Here is a 24,025-nt window from a genome sequence, read left to right as displayed (position 1 = left end):
GACTCGATGTCCACAGCCACTCCGACCCGGGCGCCGCACAGCGACGTACCCACCGGGCACAAGTCCGCAGAGGGCCGTGTCGGCGCGGGCCTCTTCGATCCCAAGCAGCTGGTCAGGTCGCTGCCGGACGCCTTCCGCAAGCTCGACCCGCGGGTGATGATCAAGTCGCCCGTGATGTTCGTGGTGTGGATCGGCTCCATCCTGACCACCGTCTTCTCCTTCACGGACCCGACCGACTGGTTCGGCTGGACGATCAGCGCGTGGCTCTGGCTCACGGTGATCTTCGCCAACCTGGCCGAGGCCGTGGCCGAGGGGCGCGGCAAGGCGCAGGCCGACACCCTGCGCAAGGCCAAGACCGACACCGTGGCGCGACGCCTCGTGGGTGACCGTGAGGAGCGGGTGCCCGGCACCGAGCTGCGCATCGGCGACCTGGTCGTCTGTGAGGCCGGCGACATCATCCCCGGCGACGGCGATGTCGTCGAGGGAGTCGCGAGCGTCGACGAGTCGGCGATCACCGGTGAGTCGGCCCCAGTGATCCGTGAGTCGGGCGGTGACCGTTCCGCGGTCACCGGCGGCACGAAGGTGCTCTCCGACCGCATCGTCATCAAGATCACGACCAAGCCGGGCGAGACCTTCATCGACCGGATGATCAAACTGGTCGAGGGTGCGGCACGGCAGAAGACGCCCAACGAGATCGCGCTGAACATCCTGCTCGCCTCGCTGACGATCGTCTTCCTGCTCGCCTGCGCCACGCTGCCCCCGCTCGCGAACTACGCGGGCACCGACCTGACGATGGTCGTGCTGGTCGCCCTGCTGGTCTGTCTCATCCCGACCACGATCGGTGCCCTGCTCTCCGCGATCGGCATCGCGGGCATGGACCGTCTGGTCCAGCGCAATGTGCTGGCGATGTCGGGCCGCGCGGTCGAAGCCGCCGGTGACGTCTCCACGCTGCTGCTGGACAAGACCGGCACCATCACCCTCGGCAACCGGCAGGCGTCGGAGTTCGTGCCGGTGAGCGGTGTGACGGCCGCCCAGCTCGCGGACGCCGCCCAGCTGTCGTCGCTGGCCGACGAGACGCCCGAGGGCCGCTCCGTCGTCGTCCTGGCGAAGGAGAAGTACGGGTTGCGCGAGCGCCACCAGGGCGAGCTGGCACATGCCGACTGGATCGCCTTCACCGCCCAGACCCGGATGTCCGGTGTCGACGTGGACGGCAGGAAGGTCCGCAAGGGCGCGGCCGGTTCGGTCATCGCCTGGGTGGACGAGCGCGGCGGCCGGATTCCCGAGGACGCCGACCGGCTGGCCGGCCGGATCTCCGAGGCGGGCGGTACTCCGCTGCTCGTGGCCGTCGAGGACGCCGACGGGGCCCGTGTGCTGGGTGTCATCCACCTGAAGGACGTCGTCAAGGACGGCATGCGGGAGCGGTTCGAGGAACTGCGCCGCATGGGCATCAAGACCGTCATGATCACCGGCGACAACCCGCTCACCGCCAAGGCGATCGCCGAGGAGGCCGGCGTCGACGACTTCCTCGCGGAGGCGACTCCCGAGGACAAGATGGCGCTCATCAAGCGGGAGCAGGCGGGCGGCAAGCTGGTCGCGATGACCGGTGACGGCACGAACGACGCCCCGGCGCTCGCCCAGGCCGACGTCGGTGTGGCGATGAACACCGGCACGTCGGCCGCGAAGGAGGCCGGCAACATGGTCGACCTCGACTCCAACCCGACGAAGCTCATCGAGATCGTCGAGATCGGCAAGCAGTTGCTGATCACGCGTGGTGCGCTGACGACGTTCTCCGTCGCCAACGACGTCGCCAAGTACTTCGCGATCATCCCGGCGCTGTTCGCCGCGGTCTACCCGGGCCTGGACAAGCTGAACATCATGCAGCTGTCCTCGCCGGACTCCGCGATCCTCTCGGCGGTCATCTTCAACGCGCTGGTCATCATCGCGCTGGTGCCGCTCGCCCTGAAGGGTGTGCGGTACCGGCCGGTGAGCGCGGACCGGCTGCTCAGGCGCAACCTCGGGATCTACGGACTCGGCGGCCTGATAGCCCCCTTCATCGGCATCAAGATCATCGACATGATCATCTCCCTCATTCCCGGAATCGGCTGATCGCCATGAACAACTCGGTATCGAACACCGCCCGGTTGCTCGGGGCGGGCCTGCGCGCCCTCCTCGTGCTGACCCTGGTGACGGGCGTCATCTACCCGCTGGTCGTGACCGGCGTCGCTCAGGGACTGTTCAGCGACAAGGCGAATGGCTCTGAGATCAGCTCCCAGGGCAAGGTCGTCGGGTCCTCCCTGATCGGGCAGGCCTACAACCTGCCGCTGAAGGAGGGCCAGGAGACCCCGGAGCCCGACCTCCAGTGGTTCCAGGGCCGCCCGCAGAACGGCCTGGGCACCAACAGCGTCAACACCCAGTACTCGCTCATCCTCTCCGGCGCGACCAACCGCTCCGGTGACAACGAAGAGCTCGTCCAGTGGGTGAAGGACGCCAAGGCCGCCGTGGTCAAGGACAACTCGGTGCCCGGCTGGACGGTCAAGCCGTCCCAGGTGCCCGCCGACGCGGTGACGTCCTCCGGCTCCGGACTGGACCCGAACATCTCGCCCCAGTACGCCGACATCCAGGTGCACCGGGTCGCCGAGAAGAACGGTCTGCCCGTCGGCGAGGTGCAGAAGCTCGTGGACCGGAACACCGAGGGGCGCACGCTCGGCTTCATCGGTGAGCCCCGGGTCAACGTCCTGGAGCTGAACGTCGCGCTCAAGGAACTAGTGGCCAAGAGCTGATGGCGTTACGTGAGTCACGCGGGAGTCGGCGGCCGGGGACACCTTCCGGGACGGCCGGCTCCCGCCGCCATGGGGCCGGTTGCGCCGCAGCCGGTGTGTTCGAGACGAAAGGCGCACACCCATGACCCGGGTGCTGGTGGTGGAGGACGACCCACAGCTCGTCAGAGCCCTCGTGATCAACATGCAGGCGCGCCGCTACGGAGTGGACGCGGCCCCCGACGGCGCCACGGCCCTGCGCCTCGCGGCCGCCCGTCAGCCCGACGTGGTGATGCTCGACCTCGGACTGCCGGACATGGACGGCATCGACGTGATCAAGGCACTGCGCGGCTGGACGAAGGTGCCGATCGTCGTGCTGTCGGCTCGCCAGGCGTCCGACGAGAAGGTCGTGGCGCTGGACGCCGGCGCCGACGACTACGTCACCAAACCGTTCAGCATGGACGAACTCATGGCCCGCCTGCGGGCGGCCGTCCGCCGCACCGAGGAGACACCCGTCGCCCCCGAGCGGACCCTGGTGGAGACCGCGGCCTTCACCATCGACCTGCTCGCCAAGCGGGCCGTACGGGACGGACGGGACGTGCGGCTCACACCGACCGAATGGCATCTGCTGGAGATCCTGGTCACCCACCCCGGCCGGCTCGTCACGCAGAAGCACCTGCTCCAGGAGGTCTGGGGGGTGTCCCAGCGCAACAAGACCAACTACCTGCGGGTCTACATGGCCCAGCTCCGGCGCAAGCTGGAAGCGGATCCCTCGCACCCCCGCTACCTCGTCACCGAACCCGGTATGGGTTACCGCTTCGAAGGGTGAACATGGCACGCGGCAAGCTTCGGATCTACCTCGGCGCCGCCCCGGGCGTCGGCAAGACGTACGCGATGCTCTCCGAGGGGCACCGGCGCGTCGAACGGGGCACCGACTGTGTGGTGGCGTTCGTCGAGCACCACAACCGCCCGCGGACCGAAGTGATGCTGCACGGTCTGGAACAGGTCGCCCGTCGGGAACTCGAATACCGGGGCGGCGTGTTCAGCGAGATGGACGTGGACGCCGTGCTGGCCCGGCGACCCCAGGTGGCGCTGGTCGACGAACTCGCCCACACCAACATCCCCGCCTCCCGCAACGCCAAGCGCTGGCAGGACGTCGAGGAGTTGCTGGCGGCGGGCATCGACGTGGTCTCCACGGTCAACATCCAGCACCTGGAGTCCCTCGGCGACGTCGTCGAGTCCATCACGGGCATCCGGCAGCGCGAGACCGTGCCCGACGAGGTCGTGCGGCGCGCGGACCAGGTGGAACTCGTCGACATGTCGCCCGAGGCGCTGCGCCGGCGGATGGCGCACGGCAACATCTACAAGCCGGACAAGGTCGACGCGGCGCTCTCCAACTACTTCCGGCCCGGCAATCTCACGGCCCTGCGCGAACTGGCGCTGCTGTGGGTGGCCGACCGTGTCGACGAGTACCTCACCGAGTACCGCAACGAACACCGGGTCTCGAAGATCTGGGGTTCGCGTGAGCGGATCGTGGTCGGGCTGACCGGCGGCCCGGAGGGCCGGACCCTCATCCGGCGCGCCGTGCGGCTGGCGGAGAAGGGCGCCGGCGGCGAGGTGCTCGCGGTGTACATCTCCCGCAGCGACGGACTGTCCGGTGCCTCGCCGAAGGAACTGGCCGTCCAGCGCACCCTGGTGGAGGATCTCGGCGGCACCTTCCACCAGGTGGTGGGCGAGGACATACCTGCCGCGCTGCTGGACTTCGCCCGCGGTGTCAACGCCACCCAGATCCTGCTCGGCGTCTCCCGCCGCAAGACCTGGCAGTACGTCTTCGGGCCGGGCGTCGGCGCGACCGTCGCCCGTGAGTCGGGGCCCGACCTCGACGTCCACCTCATCAACCACGCCGAGGCGGGCAAGGGCCGCGGACTGCCCGTGGCGCGAAGCGCGCGCCTGGGCCGGTCCCGCATCATCCGGGGCTGGCTCGTGGGCGTACTGGGTCCCGTGCTGCTGACCCTCCTGCTGACCGCCGTCACACCCGAGGTCGGCCTCGCCAACGACATGCTGCTGTACCTGACGCTCACGGTGGCGGCGGCCCTGCTCGGCGGACTGCTTCCGGCGCTGGCCTCAGCTGTGGTGGGCTCACTGCTGCTCAACTGGTTCTTCACACCACCGGTCCACACCCTGACGATCGCCGACCCGAAGAACATCGTCGCCATCGTCATCTTCATAGGAGTGGCGGTGTCGGTGGCCTCCGTGGTGGACCTGGCCGCCAGGCGTACCCACCAGGCGGCCCGGCTGCGGGCGGAGTCGGAGATCCTGTCCTTCCTCGCCGGCAACGTGCTGCGTGGCGAGACCAGCCTGGAAGAACTGCTGGAGCGGGTGCGTGAGACGTTCGGGATGGAGTCCGTGGGGCTGCTGGAGCGGCATTCCGACGTCGATCCCTGGACCTGCGCGGGCAGCGTGGGTCAGCGGCCGGCCGCGTCACCGGACGACGCGGACGTCGACATGCCGGTCGGTGACCACATGGCGCTCGCGCTGAACGGCCGCGTGCTGCCCGCCGAGGACCGGCGGGTGCTCGCCGCGTTCGCCGCGCAGGCCGTGGTCGTCCTGGACCGCCGACGACTCCAGGAGGAGGCGGACCAGGCGCGCAGGCTGGCCGAGGGCAACCGCATCCGTACGGCGCTGCTGGCCGCCGTCAGCCACGATCTGCGGACGCCGCTCGCGGGCATCAAGGCCTCGGTGTCGTCGCTGCGTTCGGACGACGTCGAGTGGTCCGAGCAGGACCAGGCGGATCTGCTGGAGGCGATCGAGGAGGGCGCGGACCGGCTCGACCACCTGGTCGGCAACCTGCTCGACATGTCCCGCCTGCAGACCGGCACGGTCTCGCCGCTGCTGCGGGAGATCGACCTCGACGAGGTGGTGCCGATGGCCCTCGGGGGCGTTCCCGAGGGCAGCGTGGACCTGGACATCCCGGAGACGCTTCCCATGGTCCACGTCGACAAGGGGTTGCTGGAGCGGGCGGTGGCCAACCTCGTGGAGAACGCGGTCAAGTACAGCCCGCCGGACACACATGTCCTGGTGTCGGCGAGCGCCATCAACGACCGCGTGGAGGTACGGGTCATGGACCGCGGGCCCGGTGTCCCCGACGAGGCCAAGGAACGCATCTTCGAGCCCTTCCAGCGCTACGGCGACGCCCCGCGCGGCGCCGGGGTCGGACTCGGCCTGGCCGTCGCCCGTGGCTTCGCCGAGGCGCTGGGCGGCACGCTCGACGCCGAGGACACGCCCGGCGGCGGCCTCACCATGGTGCTGAGTCTGCGCAGGGTGCCGGGCCGCAGACCGGGCCGTCCGGACTATTCGACGCAGGTGGTGTCGTAGCGAGGGACGGTCCTGCGGCCGGTGGTGCCTTCCGGCCTCCGGACCAGATGCGTCCCGGCCTCAGGACTCGATGTGTCCCGGCCTCAGGACTCGGGTCGGACCGACTCCGGCCGGTCGGTGACTTCCCGGGTGTCCAGCCGCAGCCGCCAGGCGTTGCGGCGGTGCAGGGCGGCCAGTTCGGACTCCAGCGGGGACGGCGGCACCGCGAGCACGGGGCAGCGGGCGTGGGCCAGGCAGTAGCGGCTCACCGAGGGGCCGAACGCCCGGTGCCAGGGCCCCCGGCGCCCGGCGCCGACGACCAGGACGTCGTCCGCACGGTCCGCGACGTCCACGAGGGCGCGCCCCGGCGTGCCCTGGGCCACCAGCGCACACATCACCACCCCGTGTCCCCGCTCGCCGAAGGCCCGCCGGAGGGCGGTCAGCAGCCGCTCACGGGCCGGCTCCCGCCACTCGTACGCCTGGACGCACGACGCCGTGGACCGGCTCGCGGCGAGCTGCCCGCCGGGCGGCTCCCAGGCCGGCACCGGCCACAGCTCGGCACCCCGGCACCGGGCCTCCCGGGCCGTCCGCCCGAGCGCCGTCAGACTCCCCAGGGAGCCGCTCACGCCGACGACGACGCGCGCGGCACCGGAGTTGTCGTGATCGGACATGGCGCCACCGTTCCCTCGCACACACTCGCGCGGCCGCTTCCCGCGTGCGGCCGCACCTCATCCCACCTCGGCGCGAGGGACGGGAACGGGCGGAAAGTCACTTCTTCGCACGCCTCCAGCGCCTTCCGGCGAGACCGACCGGCCGCTCCGTCAGCAACCCGTCAGCGTCGGCCCGCTCGCCGTCAGCATCGCGTCATGACCCGTCGGCGCCGCCGGACGCCGGGCATAGCGTCGGGCGAGAGCCCCGGCCCGCCTCCCCGCTCCGGGGCCCTTCAGCCACAGAAGGCAATCAGTTCAGGATCCTCCAGGAGGCATCCCATGGCAGATCTCATGTGCGACGACCCGGAGCCCTGCGAACGGTTCCCGGCCGGACCTCTCCACGTTCCCGTCCGGCCGGGACCGGCAGGCTTCACCGCGCGGCTCTTCCGCACCCCCCTCGGCGACCGTACGGCCGTGGGTTTCACCTCCGAGCAGCGGCTCAGGGCGACCCTGGGCCCCGACCAGGCGTGGATCCGGCTGGCCGAACCCGCCCTGCGCGCGCTGACCGCGCCGCTCGGGGTCACCACCGTCACGATCGACCCTCAGTTCTCGGCACCCGCGCCGGCCCGAAACACCGCCGCGGCGCCCGCGCCGAAGACCTCGCCCGCCCCGGAGCCCGCCTCCGCTCCCGGGAACCCCGTGCCGCACGCGGTGCCGGTACCGACGGCCCCGCGAGGCGCCTCCTGGAACCCGCAGGGCGTCGGCGTCCTGCGAGCGACCGGTGCCGCCGCCCTCGTTTCGGCGCTCGCGCTGTGGATCGGTTGAGAGGACCGCACGATGACAACGCTTCACGAACCCGCCGTCGCCACCACCGACGCCCTGTCGGTGTGGCCGGCCTCCACCACCGAGCAGCACCCCGGCGAACTCGCCGTGGGCGGCGTACAGCTCGCCGGCGTCGCCGAGCGTTTCGGCACACCCGTCTACGTCCTCGACGAGGCGGAAGTGCGCGAACGCTGCCGCACCTACCGGCACGCCTTTCCCGAAGCCGATGTCGTGTACGCGGCCAAGGCGTTCCTGTGCCGCGCGATGGTCCACTGGGTGGAGGAGGAAGGCCTCGGACTCGACGTCTGCTCCGCCGGTGAGCTGGAGCTGGCGGTCACCACGGGCTTCCCGCCGGAGAAGATCGTGCTGCACGGCAACGCCAAGTCGCCCCGGGACCTGGAGACCGCGCTGCGGCTCGGGGTCGGCCGCATCGTCATCGACGGCCCGTCCGAGATCGCCCGGCTGGCGGCGGCCGTCGGGCCCGAGGGGCACCAGAAGGTCATGGTCCGGGTGATACCCGGCATCAGCGCCGGCGGGCACGCCAAGATCCGCACCGGCACCGACGACCAGAAGTTCGGCCTGTCCATCGCCGACGGCTACGCCCAGCACGCCATCGCCCGCATCCTCGACCAGCCGCAGCTCGAACTGACCGGCCTGCACTGCCACCTGGGCTCGCAGATCACCAGCGTCAAGCCGTACCTCTCGGCCGTGCGGCGCATGGTCGGCCTGATGGCCCGCCTGTACGACCAGTACGGCCTGGCGCTGTCCGAACTCGACCTCGGCGGCGGCCACGGCATCGCCTACCGCCCGGGCGAACCGGCCCTGGACCTCACCACGCTGGCCCGCAAGGTGCGTACCGAGCTGACCGAGGCGTGCGCGGCGGCCGGGCTCAGGGTGCCGCGTCTGGTGATCGAACCGGGCCGCGCCATCGCCGGCCCGGCCGGCGTCGCCGTCTACCACGTCCTGGCCGTGAAGCGCACGGGCTCGCACACCTTCGTCGCCGTCGACGGCGGCATGAGCGACAACCCGCGGCCCGCCCTGTACGGCGTGCGTTACGCGCCCCGGCTGGTCGGCCGGCACAGCACCGCGGCCCAGGCCCCGGTGACCGTGGTCGGCCGGCACTGCGAGGCCGGAGACGTCCTTGCCGCCGACGTCGAACTGCCCGCGGACGTACGGCCCGGCGACCTCCTCGCCGTCCCCGTCGCGGGCGCCTACCACCTGTCCATGGCCTCCGGGTACAACATGGTCGGCCGACCGCCCGTGGCCGCCGTCGCCGACGGCCGCGCCCGGCTCCTGGTCCGCCGCGAGTCCCTGGACGACATCCGCAGCCGCGACGTGGGTCTGTAGGCCCGCGCGGCCCCCCCCGCAGACCGCCTCCGGCCGAGTGCCGCTCACGTCCTCGGCCGGAGGTGGCCCAAGCCCTTCGAAACGACATCTGAGGAACCCGTGACGGCCGAGAACGTGGTGGGGCTGATCGTCGCGATCGCCCTGCTCGCCTACCTGGTGATGGCCTTGATCAAGCCGGAGCGCTTCTGATGAGCGCGCCCGCACCCACCCGAGACAGACCCGCCGAGGCGGCACGGCCGCCCGGTCCGGAGCCGGCACGCAGGATCGGCGCCGGTCTGCTCGATCCGCAGCAGCTCTGGCGCGCCTTGCCCGCCGCGCTGCGCAAGCTGAACCCGCGCACGCTGGCCCACCACCCCGTCATGTTCGTCACCGAGATCGGCGCGGCCCTGACCACCGGACTCGCGATCGCCCGCCCGTCGCTGTTCGGCTGGCTCATCACCGCCTGGCTGTGGCTCACGGTCGTCTTCGCCAACCTGGCCGAGGCGGTCGCCGAGAGCCGCGGCCGGGCCCAGGCCGAGACGCTGCGCGGCATGCGCGGCCGGACCGTCGCGCGCCGCCTGGTGGGCGGCGTCGCGCACTTTCGCGCGGGCCGGTACGTCGAGGACCGCGTCGGCGCGGCAGAACTGCGCCGAGGTGACCTCGTGGTCGTCGAGGCCGGCGAACTCGTCCCCGGCGACGGCGATGTGGTCGAGGGCGTCGCCAGCATCGACGAGTCGGCCATCACCGGTGAATCCGCGCCGGTCATCCGCGAGTCGGGAGGCGACCGGTGTGCCGTCACCGGCGGCACCCGCGTGCTGTCCGACCGGATCGTCGTCCGCATCACACAGGAGCCCGGCGCGTCCTTCCTGGATCGGATGATCTCCCTCGTGGAGGGCGCCGACCGGCAGAAGACCCCCAACGAACTCGCGCTCAACCTGCTGCTGGTCATGCTGACCTTCGTCTTCCTGGTCGCGGTGGTCACGCTCCAGCCGATGGCGGTGTTCTCCAAGGACTTCATGGGGGCCGCGCACGACACCGAGGTGCTCACCGCGGACGGCGTCACCGGCATCGTGTTGGTCTCCCTGCTGGTCTGCCTGATCCCCACGACCATCGGCGGGCTGCTGTCGGCGATCGGGATCGCCGGTATGGACCGGCTGGTGCAGCGCAACGTCCTCGCCATGTCGGGGCGCGCCGTCGAGGCGGCGGGCGACGTCAGCACCCTGCTGCTGGACAAGACCGGCACCATCACCTTCGGCAACCGGCGGGCCGGCGCGCTGCTCCCGATCGGCGCGGTGACGGGACGGCAACTCGCCGACGCCGCCCTGCTGTCCAGCCTCGCCGACGAGACGCCAGAGGGCCGGTCGATCGTGGAGTACGCGCGGGAGAAGTTCGCCATGGAGCGGAGCGCGCACGCCGACGCCGCCTGGGTGCCGTTCAGCGCCACCACCAGGATGTCGGGCGTGGACCTCCCGGGAGGCCACCGGCTGCGCAAGGGCGCGGCCGCCGCGGTGGCCGCCTGGGTCCGGGACAACGGTGGTGAGGTGCCCGCCGGACTGCACGTCTGCGTGGACCAGGTCTCGGCCTCCGGCGGCACCCCGCTCGCTGTCGCCGAACACGTCGGCGACGGCCCCGCGCGGTTGCTCGGCGTCGTCCACCTCAAGGACGTCGTCAAGCCGGGCCTGCGCGAACGCTTCGCGGAGCTGCGCCGGATGGGTATCCGCACGGTGATGATCACCGGTGACAACCCGGTGACCGCCCGCGCGATCGCCGAGGAGGCGGGCGTGGACGACTTCCTCGCGGAGGCCGCTCCCGAGGACAAGCTCGCGCTGATCAGGAGGGAACAGGCGGACGGCAAGCTGGTCGCGATGACCGGTGACGGCACGAACGACGCCCCGGCGCTCGCGCAGGCCGACGTCGGCGTCGCGATGAACACCGGCACGTCGGCCGCCAAGGAGGCCGGCAACATGGTCGACCTCGACTCCGACCCCACCAAGATCGTCGACATCGTCGAGATCGGCAAGCAACTCCTCATCACCAGAGGTGCGTTGACGGCGTTCTCGCTCGCCAACGACATCGCCAAGTACTTCGCGATCCTTCCGGCGATGTTCGGCGGGGTCCACTCCTCCCTCGCCGCGGTCAACGTGATGCGACTGCACTCACCGACCTCGGCGATCCTGTCCGCGGTGATCTTCAACGCGGTGATCATCGTCGCGTTGATCCCGCTCGCCCTGCGCGGCGTGCGCTACCGCCCTGGCAGCGCCGACAAGCTGCTCACCCGCAACCTGTGGATCTACGGCGCGGGCGGGCTGCTCCTGCCCTTCCTCGCGATCAAGTTCATCGACGTCGCCGTAGTCCAGTTCATCCCGGGGATCTGACCATGAACCTCCTCTCCAGGACGCCTGCCTGGATCGGCCACCACGTGGCGGCGATCCGAGTGGTCGTCGTGCTCACCCTGCTCACCGGTCTCGCCTATCCGTTGGGGATGACCGCGATCGCCCAGGTGCCGGGACTGCGGGACAACGCCCGCGGCTCCGCGCTCGCCGAGGGCGGCAGCAGGCTCGTCGGCCAGTCCTTCCAGGACGGCGACGGCAACCCGATCCCGTACTACTTCCAGCCCCGGCCCTCCCACGCCGGCGACGGCTACGACGCCTCCGCCTCGGCCGCCGGAAACCTCGGCCCGGAGTCGACGGTGGACATCCTCGGCCCCGACGGCAGGCAGAGCCTGCTCACCGAGGTGTGCGGCCGCAGCAAGGCGGTCGGCGAGCTGGAACAGGTCGACGGCTCCCGCCCGTACTGCACACACGACGGTGTCGGGGCGGTCCTCGGTGTCTTCCGCGAGGACGGCACCACGGGCCGCGTCACCCGCGTGGTCAGTCTCAACCAGACCTGCCCGTCGAGGCCGTTCCGTGCGGCGTACGAGGGAGTCGGCGTCGAGTGCGCCGATCCGGACGAGGACTACGGCGATGCCGTCGTCACCCCGATCCGCGGTGACGCGCCCGCCGACCCGAGAGTCCCGGCCGACGCGGTCACCGCGAGCGCCAGCGGTCTCGACCCGCAGATCAGCCCCGCGTACGCCGCGCTCCAGACGCCGCGGATCGCCCGTGAACGCGCTCTCAGCGAGAACGACGTGCGCAAGTTCGTCGACGCGTCCACCACCGGCCGGGGCCTCGGCATCCTCGGCGAGCCGGCCGTGAACGTGGTCGAGCTCAACGCGGCACTCGACCGCGCCCATCCCATGAAGGGGATCTGACCGACATGTACGGCTGGCTTCAGGCCACCCTCGTCCTCGCGGTCGTCGTCGGACTGCACGTCCCGCTCGGCGACTACATGGCGCGGGCCCTCGACGGCGGGCGGCACGGACGCCCCGAGAAGGTCCTGTACAAGGTCTGCGGCATCGACCCGGACCAGCAACAGGACTGGCGGCACTACCTGTTCGCGCTCCTCGCCTTCAGCGCGGCGAGCGTCGCCGCCCTCTTCGCGCTGTTCACCCTGCAGGGCCGGCTGCCCTGGTCCACCGGCCACGAGGGCATGCCCTGGCGGCTCGCCCTGCACACCGCGGTCAGCTTCACCACCAACACCAGCTGGCAGAACTACGCGGGCGAGTCGACCACCGGTCACCTCGCGGTGATGGCGGGCCTGGGCGTCCAGGCGTTCGCCTCGGGTGCCGTCGGCCTGTGTGTGGCGCTGGTCCTCATCCGCGGCCTGAGGAGCCGCGACACCGACCGGCTGGGCAACTTCTGGGTGGACCTGTTCCGATCGGTCTTCCGGATCCTGCTGCCCCTGGCGGTCGTCTTCGGCATCGTGCTGATCGCACTGGGCGTCCCGCAGAGCCTGGGCGGCGCGCACACCGTGACCACGGTCGCCGGGGGAGAGCAGACCCTGCTCGGCGGCCCGGTCGGCTCCTGGGAGCCGCTGAAGCTGATGTCAGGTGACGGCGGAGGTGTCTTCAACGCCAACAGCGCCCACCCCTTCGAGAACCCCACCGCGGTCACCAACGCGATCGAGATCGTGCTGATGCTGCTGATCCCGACCGCCTTCATCCGCACCTACGGCCGGATGATCGGCTCACTGCGGCAGAGCTGGACCCTGCTCGCCGTGGTGGGCATCCTCTTCGGCCTGCTGCTCGCGGCCGGCAATCTGGCTCAGAGCGCCCACAACGGCACGGTCACGGAGGCGGTCGGCGGCCAGTACGAGGGCACCGAGACCCGCTTCGGCGTCCCGGCCTCCACGCTCTTCGGCGTGGCGGCCACCGGTACGGCCGACGGAGCGGCGAACGCGGCCTACGACAGCTTCTCCAGCCTCGGCGGCGGAGTGCTGCTGTCGGCGATGATGCTCGGCGAGATCGCTCCCGGCGGCACCGGCAGCGGGCTGTACGGCCTGATCATCGCCGTGATGGTGGCGGTCTTCATCGGGGGACTGATGGTCGGCCGGACACCGGAGTATCTGCGCAAGCGGCTGGGCTTCGCGGAGATGCGCTACGTCGTGCTGTACGCGCTGGTCTCTCCGACCGTCGTGCTCGCCTGTGTGGCGCTCGCGGTCGCGCTCGGCCACGGTCCCTCCTCCATGGGCAATCCCGGACCGCACGGGCTGACCGAACTCACCTACGCGTACACCTCCAACGTCAACAGCAACGGCAGCGCGATGGCGGGCTTCAACGGCGCCACCGACTTCCACAACCTGCTGATGTCGGCGGCGATGCTGATCGGCCGCTACGTGCCGATGGCGTTCCTGCTGGCGCTCGCCGGGCGGCTGGCCAGGCAGCGACCCAGGGTGGTCACCGTCGGCACGCTGCAGGCCCGCGGTGTGAACTTCGTGGTCCTGGCCACCGGTGCGGCTCTGCTGCTGGCGCTGCTGAACTACCTCCCCGCACTCTCCCTGGGGCCGCTCGCGGAGGGCCTGACATAGGGCGCGCATGACCGACTACTGGCAGTGACCGCTGCCGAACACGCGTCGGGGCCGGTGCGCGGTGTACGTCCGCGGGCCGGCCCCTCGTTCTCCCCGGGCGGTGCGAGCCGCCCGGTCCGTGCTCAGGCGGCGGTCATCACCTGGCTGCCGGCGGGCAGCCGGTGCGGGGCGATGATCTGGCCGTCCGGCAGGAGCTCACCGGTGTCCTCGAAGAGCACGACACCGTTGCACAGCAGGCTCCAGCCCTGCTCCGGGTGGTGCGCCACGAGACGGGCGGATTCCCGGTCGGCGGAGTCGGCGGTCGGGCACGGTGATTGGTGCTGGCACATGGAAGGGATCTTTCGCTCTGTTGTGTCGTCGGTGATCGCTGTCGTGTCTGTCCCGCGGCGTGAAGCTTCGTTCATGGCCGCCCCCCGTTGTCATAAGTCGGTCGAACCCAGTGTTGCCCCACGGGCGGCTTTCCGCAGGGATTTCGCCGCACCGCTTCCTCACAGGTTGATGACGCATCACCCGCGCGGACGGTTCATCCCAACTGCACTGTCACTTCGGGTGGTTCGGGGTGGCCGGATGGGGCTAGTCCGTACGGGTCGGACCGCGTTCCCGGCTCGTACGAGCGAAGCGGAACTCGTAGGAGCGGCAGCGGCGTACCCCGCCACCGGTGATCCGGTGACGGGGTACGGGAGACGGAGTGCGCCGCGTGACGTCCGCTCGGCGGTCAGGCCGGGGAGCCGAGCAGGGGCGTGGGCGGGGCCGGCGGCACCCGGAGGGTCAGCACCGGGAGCAGTTCGGCGACCCGGTGCGGGCGGTTCGCCGCGATGCCGGGCGGGGCGGGAGCGAGCGGGACGAGCAGATCGGTCGCCGCGGGGTGGCCGGCGGTCCCGTCGGAGGCGCGGTCCCCGTGGAGCCAGAGCGTGAGCATGTACAGGCCCGGCACGGACAGCAGACGTGCTTGGTACGACTGGGTGAGGGTCTCCGCCTGACGCAGCGCGCGCTCGGTGGAGACGATGTACGGCCCCTCGAAGAAGTGCGAGAACGCCCAGCCGTCCGGCGTGAGCATGCTCTCCGCCGCGGCGACCACATGGTCGCCGGAGCGGATCAGGAAGCGCCATCCGGCCAGTCGGGTGACCGGCTCGCCCTTCGTGGTGATCCGGTCCAGCACATGGACCGGCAGCGGCAGCTCGGGCGTGACAGGGCCCTGGGCGTTGCGCAGGGCGGGGGTTCGGGCCTCGCGGACCGCGGTGGGGGAACCGAGGGCCGTGAGGACGGAGCGAAGTGCGGGCGCGGGTGCCGGGGGGACAAGCAGCGGCATGGTGGGTCGCCTCTCATTCGACAGGCAGGGTGGCGCGACGGGGCGGGGGCGGACGGCGCTGTCAGCTCACGAAGGGCAGGGAGGCAGGCGAGGCCGGGGTCCGCGAACGATGGTGTGGTGTGAGGCCTGCCGGGCGTGATCGACGACGACAGTTTCCTCCGACCATGGGCGACGGCCTGCTGCCCTGCCGACCGAGTTTATACGACATTTGTTCAGCCGGTGTTTCGTCTAACCGTTCCCGGGCACTCGCACAAGAGTTCATTCGGTCAGCGATACGTGGAAATCATCCCGTTTTCGAAGGGGGGACACCGCGATGACCTCGGGCAATGCCCGAACAGCGGTCGGCCAATTCTCGTCGGCGTTTTTCACGAGGTCCTCGACGTCGAAAAGTGCATGCTGCGTCATGCCCGGTGAATGTGCCACCGATCTTCTTGGCTCAAGGGGCCAGAGTAGCGGCTGCGGTCGTTCACCGGGGGCGTTATGGATCGCTGGGGCTGGGCATCATCCACCCTGACCCGGACACCGGCGGCCGGATCTTTCGGCCCGCCCACCGAGGAGGGACGCTTCGATGGGGGAGAAGGTCGTGGCGGGCGCGTTCGACCTGTCCGATCGCCAGCGCTACCGCACCAAGCTCCAGCAGTGCCTGCTGGGGCTGGAGCGGCTGCTGGAGGAGAAGCGGTTCGATCGGCCCAAGAACCTGATGGGGCTGGAGATCGAACTGAATCTCGCCGGTGCCGACGGTATGCCGAGAATGCTCAACGGTCAGGTCCTGGAAAGGATCGCCAGCCGCGACTTCCAAACAGAACTCGCCATGTTCAACCTGGAAGTCAACATCGCCCCGCACCGGCTGGGGGGTCGGGTTTTCGACCGGCTGGAGGAAGAACTCCGTACGTCACTGGCATATGCCCACCGGAAAGCCGGTGAGGTGGATGCGGGAATCGTGATGATCGGTATTCTGCCGACCCTCGAACGCGACGACCTGGTCTCCTCGAACCTCTCCGACGTGGATCGCTACGTCCTGCTCAACGACCAGATCGTGGCCGCCCGGGGGGAGGACTTCACCCTGGACATCGACGGCGTGGAGCATCTGACCTGCACGTCGAAGTCGATCGCGCCCGAGGCCGCCTGCACGTCCGTGCAACTGCACCTCCAGGTCACCCCGGGACGGTTCGCCGACGTGTGGAACGCCGCGCAGGCCGCGACCGCCGCGCAGATCGCGGTGGGTGCGAACTCGCCGTTCCTGTTCGGCAGGGAGCTGTGGCGCGAGTCCCGGCCGCCGCTGTTCCAGCAGTCCACCGACACCCGCCCGCCCGAGCTCCAGGCGCAGGGCGTGCGGCCGCGCACCTGGTTCGGGGAACGTTGGATCAGCTCGGCGTACGACCTCTTCGAGGAGAACCTGCGCTACTACCCCGCGCTCCTGCCGATCTGCGACGACGAGGACCCGCTGGCCGTCCTGGACGCGGGCGGCGTGCCGAAACTCGCCGAACTGGTGCTGCACAACGGCACGGTCTACCGCTGGAACCGTCCCGTCTACGGCATCGCCGACGGCGTCCCGCACCTGCGCGTCGAGAACCGGGTCCTGCCCGCCGGGCCGACCATCACCGACGTCATCGCCAACGCGGCCTTCTACTACGGCCTCATCCGCGCGCTCGCCGAGGACTCCCGGCCGGTGTGGACCCGCTTGCCCTTCGAGGCCGCCGAGGCCAACTTCGACGCCGCGTGCCGGTACGGCATCGAGGCGCGCTTCACCTGGCCGCGGCGGGGCCGCTACGGCGGGACGACCGAGGTGGACGCGGTGAGTCTGGTACGCGACGAACTGCTGCCGCTCGCCGAGGCCGGGCTGGACGCCTGGGGCGTGGAACCGGCCGACCGGGACCTGTATCTCGGCGTGATCGACGAGCGGTGCAGGCGTCGGGTGAACGGCGCGTCCTGGCAGGTCGCGACCTTCCACCGGGCCCTGGAGAGCGGCCTTTCCCGCGAGGCCGCCCTGGCCGCGACGACGCGGCGCTACGCCGAGCTGATGCGCCAGGGCGAGCCGGTGCACACCTGGCCGGTCGGGGTGCCGGAGGCGGCTGCCCGGACGTCGTGAGCGCCGCCCGGCCGGTTCTCCGCGGCCGGGGCGGAACCAGGGGCCGGAGGCCGGGGCACAGGTACGTCTGCGAGGCTGTGCTGCGCACGTCTTGGACCAGGACGAAGATGTGCGCTGGGCAACTCGGCTGGAGGCGGGCGTGCAGGGTGAGTCGGGAACCGTGAAGGGCGCCCCGGCGGGCGGGGTGCCGTCGCGGCGGGTGCTGCGGGACGAGACCCTGCTCGTGCTCGGGCTCTCGCTGGGCGCCAGCGCCCTGTCCGCGCTCATCAGCTTCGCCGGGTCCGTCACCCGGCCCGGTGGGCTGAAGGACCAGGCCGCCACGCTCAACGCCTCCGCCGCGCCGGGTCGGCCCTGGCTCGATCTGGCCTGGCAGCTGTTCGGGATCACCACCGCGCTGATCCCCGTCGCCCTGGTCGCGCACTTCCTGATGCGTGAGGGGAAGAGCCTCAGGACCCTCGGCTTCGACCGCACCCGTCCCTGGCCCGACCTCGGGCGCGGGGCCGTGCTCGCCGCGGTGATCGGCAGCAGCGGCATCGCCTTCTACCTCGCCGCACGCGGGCTCGGATTCAACCTCACGGTCGTCCCCGAGGCCCTGCCCGAGGTGTGGTGGAAGTTCCCGGTGCTGATCCTGTCGGCCCTGCAGAACTCGATCGTCGAAGAGGTCATCGTCGTCGGCTATCTGCTGCGCCGGCTGGACCAGCTGGGCTGGTCGCCCGGCGCCGCGCTGACGGCCAGCTCCGTGCTGCGCGGCTCGTACCACCTCTACCAGGGCATCGGCGGCTTCATCGGCAACATGGTGATGGGCGTCGTCTTCGTCCATCTGTACCGGCGCTGGGGCCGCGTCGGCCCGCTGGTGGTCGCACACTCGCTGCTCGACATCGGGGCGTTCGTGGGATATGCCCTGCTCGCCGGCAAGGTGGGCTGGCTGCCCACCGCCTGAGGCTCCGTCGGGGCCCGCGCGTCCGAACGACAGGCCCTACTAGGCGAGCAGCTCGCCCTCGATCACCGTCACCGCCCGGCCGCCGAGCAGCGTGCGCCCGCCGCGCAGTTCCGTGCGGACGCGGCCGGAGCGGGGCGAGGCCTGCAGCCCGGTCAGCTCGGCGCGGCCGAGGCGCTCCGACCAGAACGGGGCCAGCGCGGTGTGGGCGCTGCCCGTGACCGGGTCTTCGTCGATGCCGACGTTCGGGAAGAAGCACCGGGAGACGTAGTCGTACCCGAGGGCCGGCTCCTGCGCGCGGGCGGTGGCGATGACGCCGCGCGCCGAGTGGGCGCCGACGGCCCTGTGATCGGGGCGCAGCGCGTGGACGGTCCGCTCGTCGGCGAGCTCCACCAGCAGGTCCCCGACGTTCGGGCCGGTGTCGAAGGCCGTCAGCGGCCGCGCGCCGAGCGCCTCGGCGAGCCCCTCGGGGACGTCGACCGGCGTGAGCGGCGCGGTGGGGAAGTCCAGCGTGATCGAACCGTCCTCCCGGGGCGTGGCCACGAGGACGCCGCTGCGCGTCGCGAACCGGACCGGGCCCTCGCAGGCACCCGTGGTGTGCAGCACATGGGCCGTGGCGAGCGTGGCGTGACCGCACATCGCCACTTCAGCCACCGGGGTGAACCAGCGCAGCGCCCAGTCGGCCTCGCCGCCCTCGGGCAGCGGGTGGGCGAAGGCCGTCTCGGCGTGGTTGACCTCCACGGCCACGCTCTGCATCCAGCCGTCCTCGGGGAACGCGTCGAGGAGCAGGACCCCGGCCGGGTTGCCGGTGAAGGGGCGGTCGGTGAAGGCGTCGACGATTCGAATCCGCATGGCCCCTGACGTTAGGACCCGCGCGAAGCCGCAGGCCAAGGCCAATTCGCGAGCACTGGACCCATTCCGGGCGCGGCTCCCGGCCGATGAGCGTTGCTCACCGAGCTGTTCCGATATATCGTTGAGACATCGCGACAGGTCAACGGTAGGTCTGCGCTAGATCAACGAACAGATGGAGTGATGACCATGCACAACCACGGATACGAGCGTGGACACGGACACGAGGGCCCCCGGCGCGGTCGTGGCGACTTCGACGCACTGCGCGCGGCCTTCGGCCCGTTCGGTCCGGGCGGACACGGTTTCGGTCACGGCGGCCCGGGCGGCTTCGGTGGCTTCGGCCCCGGCCCCTGGGGCGGACGAGGGCGCGGAGGTCCGAGGGGAAGGGCGCGGCGCGGTGACGTACGCGCCTCGATCCTCGCCCTGCTGAAGGACCGGCCGATGCACGGCTACGAGATGATCCAGGAGATCGCCGAGCGCAGCGGCGGGGCGTGGAAGCCCAGCCCCGGCTCGGTGTACCCCACCCTCCAGTTGCTGGAGGACGAGGGGCTGATCGTCAGTGAGTCGGAGGGCGGCAAGAAGCTGTTCTCGCTCACCGAGGCGGGCCGCACGGCGGCCGAGGAGGGCCCGGAAGCCCCCTGGGAGGAGGCCTCGCGCGGGGTCGACTGGGAGGCTCTCGGTGAGATCCGCCAGGCCGGCTTCGGACTGATGGAGGCCTTCAGCCAGGTCTGGAGGACCGGCGACAAGGAGCAGCGCGAGAAGGCGCTCACCGTCATCAACGAGGCGCGCAAGAAGCTGTATCTGATCCTCGCCGACGAGGCCTGACACCTGCCCCACGGCACCACAGGCGCCCCGCGGAACGATCCGCGGGGCGCTCTGCCGTGCGTCGAGGCCCAGGTGCGCGGCGGCATCACGTCACCAGGCCGGCCAGCTTCCTCAGCGACTCGTCCAGTGCGGCCGTCGCCGAGTCCTTGAGCTTGCCCGCCATCAGGGAGACCGCGGCACCGGTGAACTCCCCGTCGATACGGACCGTCGTGGCGTCTTCGTCGGGGACCAGGGTGTAGCGCGTGGTGACGGTCACGGACATCGGGCCCTTGCCGCGAATCGCCAGCACCCGGGCCGGTGTCAGCTCCTCCACGGTCCACTCGACCTCGGCCGGGAAGCCCATGAGCTTCATGTTCTCCTGGAAGGTGGCGCCGATCTCCAGGGTCGTCGGGCCGCCTTTGGGGAAGCTGGTGTGGGTCGCGTTCCACTCACCGTACGCGGACCAGTCCGTGAGCTGGGCCCACACCTTCTCGGCCGGTGCCTCGATGCGTGCCTCCGCGCTGACTTCGGCCATGCGACCACCTCTTCGTGTCGGGCTTCGGTGTCGCGGAACGTAGCCGCAGGGCCTGCAACATTCAATACTGACGAGGCGTCAGGAAATGTGGACGTGCCCGGCGCTGTGCCGGCGCGCGGCAGGCGGCGTGCGTCGTGCCGGTTTCGGCCTGATCTCATCCCTGAGGAGGAGATTCCGGCCAGGGATGTCCCCTGTCCGTGGGACGGGAAAATGGTTCTGGCCGGGGATGACCGGATCCGACGGGACTGGTGGGGTAGGGGTGTGCAATACCCGATCCCCCGGCAGCAGGCCGGCGAACACCCCCACGCGGACAACGATGCCAGTCTCAGCGACGAGCTGGCGGCGGTGGTCGCGGGTGCCCGCAGGCGGGCCGTGCGGGACGGGGACCGGCAGGTCGACACCGCCCATCTGCTGCACTCGCTCCTGGAGTACGACCCCGAGGTGCGCGCCGTCTTCGACAGCGAACCGCAGCTCGCGCGGCTGCTCGGCTACCTCGTGCAGCGCAGCATCGGCTACGGCCTGCGCTGGCAGAGCGCGGTCGAGGACTCCGGCGCGATCCCGGTCGTGACCGGGGTCCCGGGCCACTCGCCGCTGGCCGCCACGGCGATGGCGTACGCCGGGGAACGCGCCGCGCGCCGCGGCGACGGGCGGGCCCGGGGGCTCGATCTGCTCGCGGGGATCGTCGTGGATCCGCGGTCGCGGGCCGTCGAGGTGCTGGAGCGCGCCGGGGTGGAGGCGCCCGAGCTGTTCCTGCGGATCGAGCACGGCTCGCAGGAGTGCGTCGGAGGCGCCGAGGCCGGTTCCTGAGCGGGCGGCCGGAGTCCATTCGTCGAGACAGGAGCCATCGGGGATGACGGTCATGTCGCCGCCTGTCATCATGTCCGGGTGCATACGTCAGTCAGCAGTCGGGGAAGCCGCGGAAAGGGCACCGGGCTCACGCTCGCGCTCGGGTCGGCGGTCGCCTTCGGCGGATCGGGAGTCGCGGCCAAGCCGCTGATCGAGGCGGGCCTCGACCCGCTTCACGTGGTGTGGCTGCGGGTGGCCGGCGCGGCCCTCGTGATGCTGCCGCTCGCCGTGCGCCACCGCGCGCTGCTGCGCCGCCGGCCCGCGCTGCTCGCCGGGTTCGGCCTGCTGGCCGTCGCCGGTGTGCAGGCCTGCTACTTCGCCGCGATATCGCGCATCCCGGTCGGCGTCGCGCTGCTCGTCGAGTACCTCGCGCCCGCCCTGGTGCTCGGCTGGGTGCGGTTCGTGCAACGGCGGCCGGTGACGCGCGCCGCGGCGCTCGGCGTGGTCCTCGCGGTCGGCGGCCTCGCCTGCGTGGTCGAGGTGTGGTCCGGACTCGGCTTCGACGCCCTCGGACTGCTGCTCGCCCTCGGCGCCGCCTGCTGCCAGGTCGGCTACTTCGTGCTGTCCGACCAGGGCAGCGACTCCGGCGCCGACGCCCCGGACCCGCTCGGCGTGATCGCGTACGGGCTGCTGATCGGCGCCGCCGTGCTGACCGTCGTGGCCCGCCCGTGGGGAATGGACTGGTCGGTGCTCGCCGGCTCCGCCCGAATGGACGGCACCGCCGTCCCCGCCGGCGCGCTGCTCGCCTGGATCGTGCTGATCGCGACCGTCGTCGCCTACGTCACCGGCGTGGTCTCGGTACGCCGGCTCTCCCCGCAGGTCGCGGGCGTCGTGGCGTGCCTGGAGGCGGTCATCGCGACCGTGCTGGCCTGGGTGCTGCTCGGCGAGCACCTCTCGGCGCCGCAGATCGTGGGCGGGGTGATCGTCCTGATCGGTGCGTTCATCGCGCAGTCGTCGACGCCCGCCAAGGGCTCGCCGGAGCCGGTGGTGGCCGGTGGCGGACCCGAGCGTGAGTTGTCGGCCCGGGGAACGGCCGCATAGAGTGCTGATCATGTATTCGGACGCGCGCGTTCTTCCGCCTCCGGCCGCCTGAGGCGGGCCCTCCGGACCTCCATGCCCCGCGCTGTCGCGCAGGGCTGAACGGTGCTGCCCGCGGAAGTCGTCCGCGGACCCCGCACAGCGGCGGTCCTTCCCGAACTTCTGCGCTCCTGGCGCAATGCGGAGAAACGCGTGTCCACCATTGCTTCCGGCCTGCCCGTCGGGCGAGGCCTCCTGTATCTGATCGTCGCCGGTGCCGCCTGGGGCACCGCGGGCGCGGCAGCCTCACTGGTCTACCGCTCCAGTGACATGGGCTCCGTCGCCCTGTCGTTCTGGCGCTGCGCGGCCGGCCTGCTCCTCCTGCTCGCCGCCCGCCATCTGCGCCCGCGCGCCGTCGCGGCCGCCCCCGAGCCGCTCGCCCGCAAGGCGCTGCGGATCGGCGCGATCGGCCTCGGGCTGGCGGTGTTCCAGACGGCCTACTTCGCCGCCGTCTCCGCCACCGGCCTCGCCGTCGCCACCGTCGTCACCCTCGGCGCGGGCCCCGTCCTCATCGCGCTCGGCGCACGCCTGACCATGGGGGAGCGGCTCGGCCGCGCCGGCGTGCTGGCGGTCACCGGCGCGCTCAGCGGCCTCGGAGTGCTCGTGCTCGGCGGCGGCGACACCGCCGTACGCCCCTGGGGGATCGCGCTCGCCCTGCTGTCCGCGGCCGGGTACTGCGCGATGACCCTGCTCACCCGTTACTGGGGCCGCGGGGGCGGCGCCGACGCCTCCGCCACCACCGTCTGGGCGTTCGCGGTCACGACCCTGTGCCTGCTGCCGTTCGCGCTGACGGAGGGCCTGGTTCCGCACACGGCGGAACCCGCCCTGCTGCTGTGGCTCCTCGTCTACATCGCGGCGATCCCCACGGCCCTCGCCTACGCCCTCTACTTCGCGGGCGCGGCCGTCGTACGGTCGGCCACCGTGTCCGTGATCATGCTGCTGGAGCCGGTCAGCGCGGCGGTCCTGGCCGTCACCCTGCTCGGCGAGCAGCTCACCACCGCCACCCTGGCCGGCACCCTGCTGATGCTGGGCTCGGTCGCGGGACTGGCGGTGGCCGAGGCGCGCGGGGCGCGTGGGCTCAGCGCGCGGTGAGGTAGCCGGGCAGGTCGGTGCCGGGCGCCAGGTCGGCGGCAGGCACCGGTGTGCCGTATCCCTTGCGCAGCGGGACCAGGCCGGCCCAGTGCGGCAGCGCCAGGTCCTCGGGCTCGTCGTTGACGCCGCCGGTGCGGGCCTTCGCGGAGACCTGGTCGAGGTCGAGGCGGATGACGGCGGTGGCGGCGAACTCCTTCTTGTTGGCGGGCCGTGAGTCACGCGAGCGGCCCGCCACCACGTGGTCGACCAGCGCGTCGAGGGCCAGCCGCTTCTCCTCCGGATCCGTGACGTCATGGGCGACGCCGTGCACCAGCACGGAGCGGTAGTTGATCGAGTGGTGGAAGGCCGAGCGGGCCAGGACCAGCGCGTCGACGTGGGTGACCGTCAGGCACACCGGGAGGCCGGGCTCGGCCTGCCCGGTCATCCGCAGCGGGCGCGAGCCGGTCGAGCCGTGCACGTAGAGCCGCTCGCCGACCCGGGCGTAGAGCGTCGGCAGGACCACCGGCGCGCCGTCGCGGACGAAGCCGAGGTGGCAGACGTACCCCTCGTCGAGTATCGCGTGCACCAGGTCCTTGTCGTACGACGCGCGGTCCGGTGAGCGGGTGGGGACGGTGCGGTCGCTCGGGGTGTAGGCGGCGGCCTGCGACGTCGTCTCCTGGGTCCCCTGCATGGCG

Annotated in this window: 23 protein-coding genes; 16 read left to right on the top strand and 7 right to left on the bottom strand. The window is 71.4% G+C overall.

The window, feature by feature from the left end; all coding sequences use genetic code 11:
- The first annotated feature begins 6 nt into the window (after positions 1–6).
- The 4 genes from kdpB (ACFV6X_RS29045) (at position 7) to ACFV6X_RS29030 (ending at position 6,131) form a co-directional block, all read left to right on the top strand.
- Positions 7–2,106 (top strand): potassium-transporting ATPase subunit KdpB, encoded by a 2,100-nt coding sequence (gene kdpB, locus ACFV6X_RS29045; protein WP_385388322.1) that lies wholly within the window; start codon positions 7–9, stop codon positions 2,104–2,106.
- 5 nt (positions 2,107–2,111) lie between these two features.
- On the top strand, positions 2,112–2,780 hold the full coding sequence (locus ACFV6X_RS29040) for a potassium-transporting ATPase subunit C (RefSeq protein ID WP_385388319.1): 669 nt from the start codon (positions 2,112–2,114) through the stop codon (positions 2,778–2,780).
- A 121-nt stretch (positions 2,781–2,901) separates the two neighbouring features.
- Positions 2,902–3,585: a response regulator gene (locus ACFV6X_RS29035; RefSeq protein ID WP_385388316.1), complete on the top strand. Its 684-nt coding sequence runs from the start codon at positions 2,902–2,904 to the stop codon at positions 3,583–3,585.
- 2 nt (positions 3,586–3,587) lie between these two features.
- Positions 3,588–6,131, top strand: coding sequence for a DUF4118 domain-containing protein (locus tag ACFV6X_RS29030; protein WP_385388314.1), 2,544 nt, complete (start codon positions 3,588–3,590; stop codon positions 6,129–6,131).
- A gap of 83 nt (positions 6,132–6,214) precedes the next feature.
- Here the strand turns inward: ACFV6X_RS29030 and ACFV6X_RS29025 are convergent, their stop codons facing one another.
- Positions 6,215–6,781 (bottom strand): universal stress protein, encoded by a 567-nt coding sequence (locus ACFV6X_RS29025; RefSeq protein WP_385388311.1) that lies wholly within the window; start codon positions 6,779–6,781, stop codon positions 6,215–6,217.
- Positions 6,782–7,099: 318 nt separating this feature from the next.
- On the opposite strand from ACFV6X_RS29025, the gene ACFV6X_RS29020 reads away from it, so the two are divergent.
- From ACFV6X_RS29020 to kdpA, 6 genes are all read left to right on the top strand, one after another.
- Positions 7,100–7,585: an SAV_915 family protein gene (locus tag ACFV6X_RS29020; protein WP_385388309.1), complete on the top strand. Its 486-nt coding sequence runs from the start codon at positions 7,100–7,102 to the stop codon at positions 7,583–7,585.
- Between the two features lie 12 nt (positions 7,586–7,597).
- Complete coding sequence (gene lysA, locus ACFV6X_RS29015; protein WP_385388306.1) at positions 7,598–8,929, top strand: diaminopimelate decarboxylase; 1,332 nt, start codon at positions 7,598–7,600, stop codon at positions 8,927–8,929.
- 99 nt (positions 8,930–9,028) lie between these two features.
- Positions 9,029–9,118, top strand: coding sequence for a K(+)-transporting ATPase subunit F (kdpF, locus tag ACFV6X_RS29010; RefSeq protein WP_385388304.1), 90 nt, complete (start codon positions 9,029–9,031; stop codon positions 9,116–9,118).
- Positions 9,118–11,283 (top strand): potassium-transporting ATPase subunit KdpB, encoded by a 2,166-nt coding sequence (gene kdpB, locus ACFV6X_RS29005; RefSeq protein ID WP_385388301.1) that lies wholly within the window; start codon positions 9,118–9,120, stop codon positions 11,281–11,283. The genes kdpF and kdpB (ACFV6X_RS29005) overlap by 1 nt, the downstream gene beginning before the upstream one ends.
- Before the next feature lie 2 nt (positions 11,284–11,285).
- Positions 11,286–12,158 (top strand): potassium-transporting ATPase subunit C, encoded by an 873-nt coding sequence (locus ACFV6X_RS29000; RefSeq protein WP_385388299.1) that lies wholly within the window; start codon positions 11,286–11,288, stop codon positions 12,156–12,158.
- A gap of 5 nt (positions 12,159–12,163) precedes the next feature.
- The gene (gene kdpA / locus ACFV6X_RS28995) at positions 12,164–13,813 is read left to right on the top strand and encodes a potassium-transporting ATPase subunit KdpA (protein WP_385388296.1); all 1,650 of its coding nucleotides are present in this window, start codon (positions 12,164–12,166) and stop codon (positions 13,811–13,813) included.
- A gap of 122 nt (positions 13,814–13,935) precedes the next feature.
- Here the strand turns inward: kdpA and ACFV6X_RS28990 are convergent, their stop codons facing one another.
- From ACFV6X_RS28990 to ACFV6X_RS28980, 3 genes are all read right to left on the bottom strand, one after another.
- Positions 13,936–14,142: a DUF5999 family protein gene (locus ACFV6X_RS28990; protein WP_365448143.1), complete on the bottom strand. Its 207-nt coding sequence runs from the start codon at positions 14,140–14,142 to the stop codon at positions 13,936–13,938.
- A gap of 386 nt (positions 14,143–14,528) precedes the next feature.
- Positions 14,529–15,122 carry a hypothetical protein gene (locus ACFV6X_RS28985; RefSeq protein ID WP_385388293.1) on the bottom strand — a complete coding sequence of 198 codons (594 nt, stop codon included), beginning with the start codon at positions 15,120–15,122 and terminating at the stop codon, positions 14,529–14,531.
- Positions 15,123–15,380: 258 nt separating this feature from the next.
- On the bottom strand, positions 15,381–15,527 hold the full coding sequence (locus tag ACFV6X_RS28980; RefSeq protein WP_385388291.1) for a hypothetical protein: 147 nt from the start codon (positions 15,525–15,527) through the stop codon (positions 15,381–15,383).
- Positions 15,528–15,690: 163 nt separating this feature from the next.
- On the opposite strand from ACFV6X_RS28980, the gene ACFV6X_RS28975 reads away from it, so the two are divergent.
- Positions 15,691–17,211 carry a glutamate--cysteine ligase gene (locus tag ACFV6X_RS28975; protein ID WP_385388288.1) on the top strand — a complete coding sequence of 507 codons (1,521 nt, stop codon included), beginning with the start codon at positions 15,691–15,693 and terminating at the stop codon, positions 17,209–17,211.
- A gap of 139 nt (positions 17,212–17,350) precedes the next feature.
- On the top strand, positions 17,351–18,151 hold the full coding sequence (locus ACFV6X_RS28970) for a CPBP family intramembrane glutamic endopeptidase (RefSeq protein ID WP_385388360.1): 801 nt from the start codon (positions 17,351–17,353) through the stop codon (positions 18,149–18,151).
- Positions 18,152–18,190: 39 nt separating this feature from the next.
- Here the strand turns inward: ACFV6X_RS28970 and ACFV6X_RS28965 are convergent, their stop codons facing one another.
- The gene (locus ACFV6X_RS28965; RefSeq protein WP_385388285.1) at positions 18,191–19,000 is read right to left on the bottom strand and encodes a PhzF family phenazine biosynthesis protein; all 810 of its coding nucleotides are present in this window, start codon (positions 18,998–19,000) and stop codon (positions 18,191–18,193) included.
- Between the two features lie 186 nt (positions 19,001–19,186).
- On the opposite strand from ACFV6X_RS28965, the gene ACFV6X_RS28960 reads away from it, so the two are divergent.
- Complete coding sequence (locus ACFV6X_RS28960; RefSeq protein ID WP_385388282.1) at positions 19,187–19,822, top strand: PadR family transcriptional regulator; 636 nt, start codon at positions 19,187–19,189, stop codon at positions 19,820–19,822.
- 85 nt (positions 19,823–19,907) lie between these two features.
- Here ACFV6X_RS28960 and ACFV6X_RS28955 read toward each other — a convergent pair whose 3' ends face one another.
- Positions 19,908–20,336, bottom strand: coding sequence for an SRPBCC family protein (locus tag ACFV6X_RS28955; protein WP_385388280.1), 429 nt, complete (start codon positions 20,334–20,336; stop codon positions 19,908–19,910).
- 261 nt (positions 20,337–20,597) lie between these two features.
- On the opposite strand from ACFV6X_RS28955, the gene ACFV6X_RS28950 reads away from it, so the two are divergent.
- The 3 genes from ACFV6X_RS28950 to ACFV6X_RS28940 all read left to right on the top strand — a co-directional run bounded on the left by ACFV6X_RS28950 (position 20,598) and on the right by ACFV6X_RS28940 (position 23,351).
- Positions 20,598–21,143, top strand: a complete 546-nt coding sequence (locus tag ACFV6X_RS28950) for a Clp protease N-terminal domain-containing protein (RefSeq protein ID WP_385388277.1) — start codon at positions 20,598–20,600, stop codon at positions 21,141–21,143.
- A gap of 78 nt (positions 21,144–21,221) precedes the next feature.
- Entirely contained in the window at positions 21,222–22,223 is a 1,002-nt protein-coding gene (locus ACFV6X_RS28945; RefSeq protein WP_385388275.1) for a DMT family transporter, read from the top strand.
- A gap of 189 nt (positions 22,224–22,412) precedes the next feature.
- A complete protein-coding gene (locus ACFV6X_RS28940) occupies positions 22,413–23,351 on the top strand; it encodes a DMT family transporter (RefSeq protein WP_385388272.1) in 939 nt (312 codons plus the stop codon).
- Here the strand turns inward: ACFV6X_RS28940 and ACFV6X_RS28935 are convergent.
- A complete protein-coding gene (locus tag ACFV6X_RS28935) occupies positions 23,338–24,021 on the bottom strand; it encodes a pyridoxamine 5'-phosphate oxidase family protein (protein WP_385388269.1) in 684 nt (227 codons plus the stop codon). The genes ACFV6X_RS28940 and ACFV6X_RS28935 overlap by 14 nt on opposite strands.
- Between the last annotated feature and the right edge of the window lie 4 nt (positions 24,022–24,025).

The sequence above is a fragment of the Streptomyces sp. NPDC059861 genome, assembly GCF_042731435.1.
Taxonomy (GTDB): Bacteria; Actinomycetota; Actinomycetes; order Streptomycetales; family Streptomycetaceae; genus Streptomyces.
This window is presented reverse-complemented; position numbering and strand designations above follow the sequence as displayed.

Bases quoted from the DNA above. Each gene is read 5' to 3' on its own strand.
- kdpB (WP_385388322.1), top strand. From the start codon at position 7: ATGTCCACAGCCACTCCGACCCGGGCGCCGCACAGCGACGTACCCACC.
- ACFV6X_RS29040 (WP_385388319.1), top strand. From the start codon at position 2,112: ATGAACAACTCGGTATCGAACACCGCCCGGTTGCTCGGGGCGGGCCTG.
- ACFV6X_RS29035 (WP_385388316.1), top strand. From the start codon at position 2,902: ATGACCCGGGTGCTGGTGGTGGAGGACGACCCACAGCTCGTCAGAGCC.
- ACFV6X_RS29030 (WP_385388314.1), top strand. From the start codon at position 3,588: ATGGCACGCGGCAAGCTTCGGATCTACCTCGGCGCCGCCCCGGGCGTC.
- ACFV6X_RS29025 (WP_385388311.1), bottom strand. From the start codon at position 6,781: ATGTCCGATCACGACAACTCCGGTGCCGCGCGCGTCGTCGTCGGCGTG.
- ACFV6X_RS29020 (WP_385388309.1), top strand. From the start codon at position 7,100: ATGGCAGATCTCATGTGCGACGACCCGGAGCCCTGCGAACGGTTCCCG.
- lysA (WP_385388306.1), top strand. From the start codon at position 7,598: ATGACAACGCTTCACGAACCCGCCGTCGCCACCACCGACGCCCTGTCG.
- kdpB (WP_385388301.1), top strand. From the start codon at position 9,118: ATGAGCGCGCCCGCACCCACCCGAGACAGACCCGCCGAGGCGGCACGG.
- ACFV6X_RS29000 (WP_385388299.1), top strand. From the start codon at position 11,286: ATGAACCTCCTCTCCAGGACGCCTGCCTGGATCGGCCACCACGTGGCG.
- kdpA (WP_385388296.1), top strand. From the start codon at position 12,164: ATGTACGGCTGGCTTCAGGCCACCCTCGTCCTCGCGGTCGTCGTCGGA.
- ACFV6X_RS28990 (WP_365448143.1), bottom strand. From the start codon at position 14,142: ATGTGCCAGCACCAATCACCGTGCCCGACCGCCGACTCCGCCGACCGG.
- ACFV6X_RS28985 (WP_385388293.1), bottom strand. From the start codon at position 15,122: ATGCCGCTGCTTGTCCCCCCGGCACCCGCGCCCGCACTTCGCTCCGTC.
- ACFV6X_RS28980 (WP_385388291.1), bottom strand. From the start codon at position 15,527: ATGACGCAGCATGCACTTTTCGACGTCGAGGACCTCGTGAAAAACGCC.
- ACFV6X_RS28975 (WP_385388288.1), top strand. From the start codon at position 15,691: ATGGGGGAGAAGGTCGTGGCGGGCGCGTTCGACCTGTCCGATCGCCAG.
- ACFV6X_RS28965 (WP_385388285.1), bottom strand. From the start codon at position 19,000: ATGCGGATTCGAATCGTCGACGCCTTCACCGACCGCCCCTTCACCGGC.
- ACFV6X_RS28960 (WP_385388282.1), top strand. From the start codon at position 19,187: ATGCACAACCACGGATACGAGCGTGGACACGGACACGAGGGCCCCCGG.
- ACFV6X_RS28955 (WP_385388280.1), bottom strand. From the start codon at position 20,336: ATGGCCGAAGTCAGCGCGGAGGCACGCATCGAGGCACCGGCCGAGAAG.
- ACFV6X_RS28935 (WP_385388269.1), bottom strand. From the start codon at position 24,021: ATGCAGGGGACCCAGGAGACGACGTCGCAGGCCGCCGCCTACACCCCG.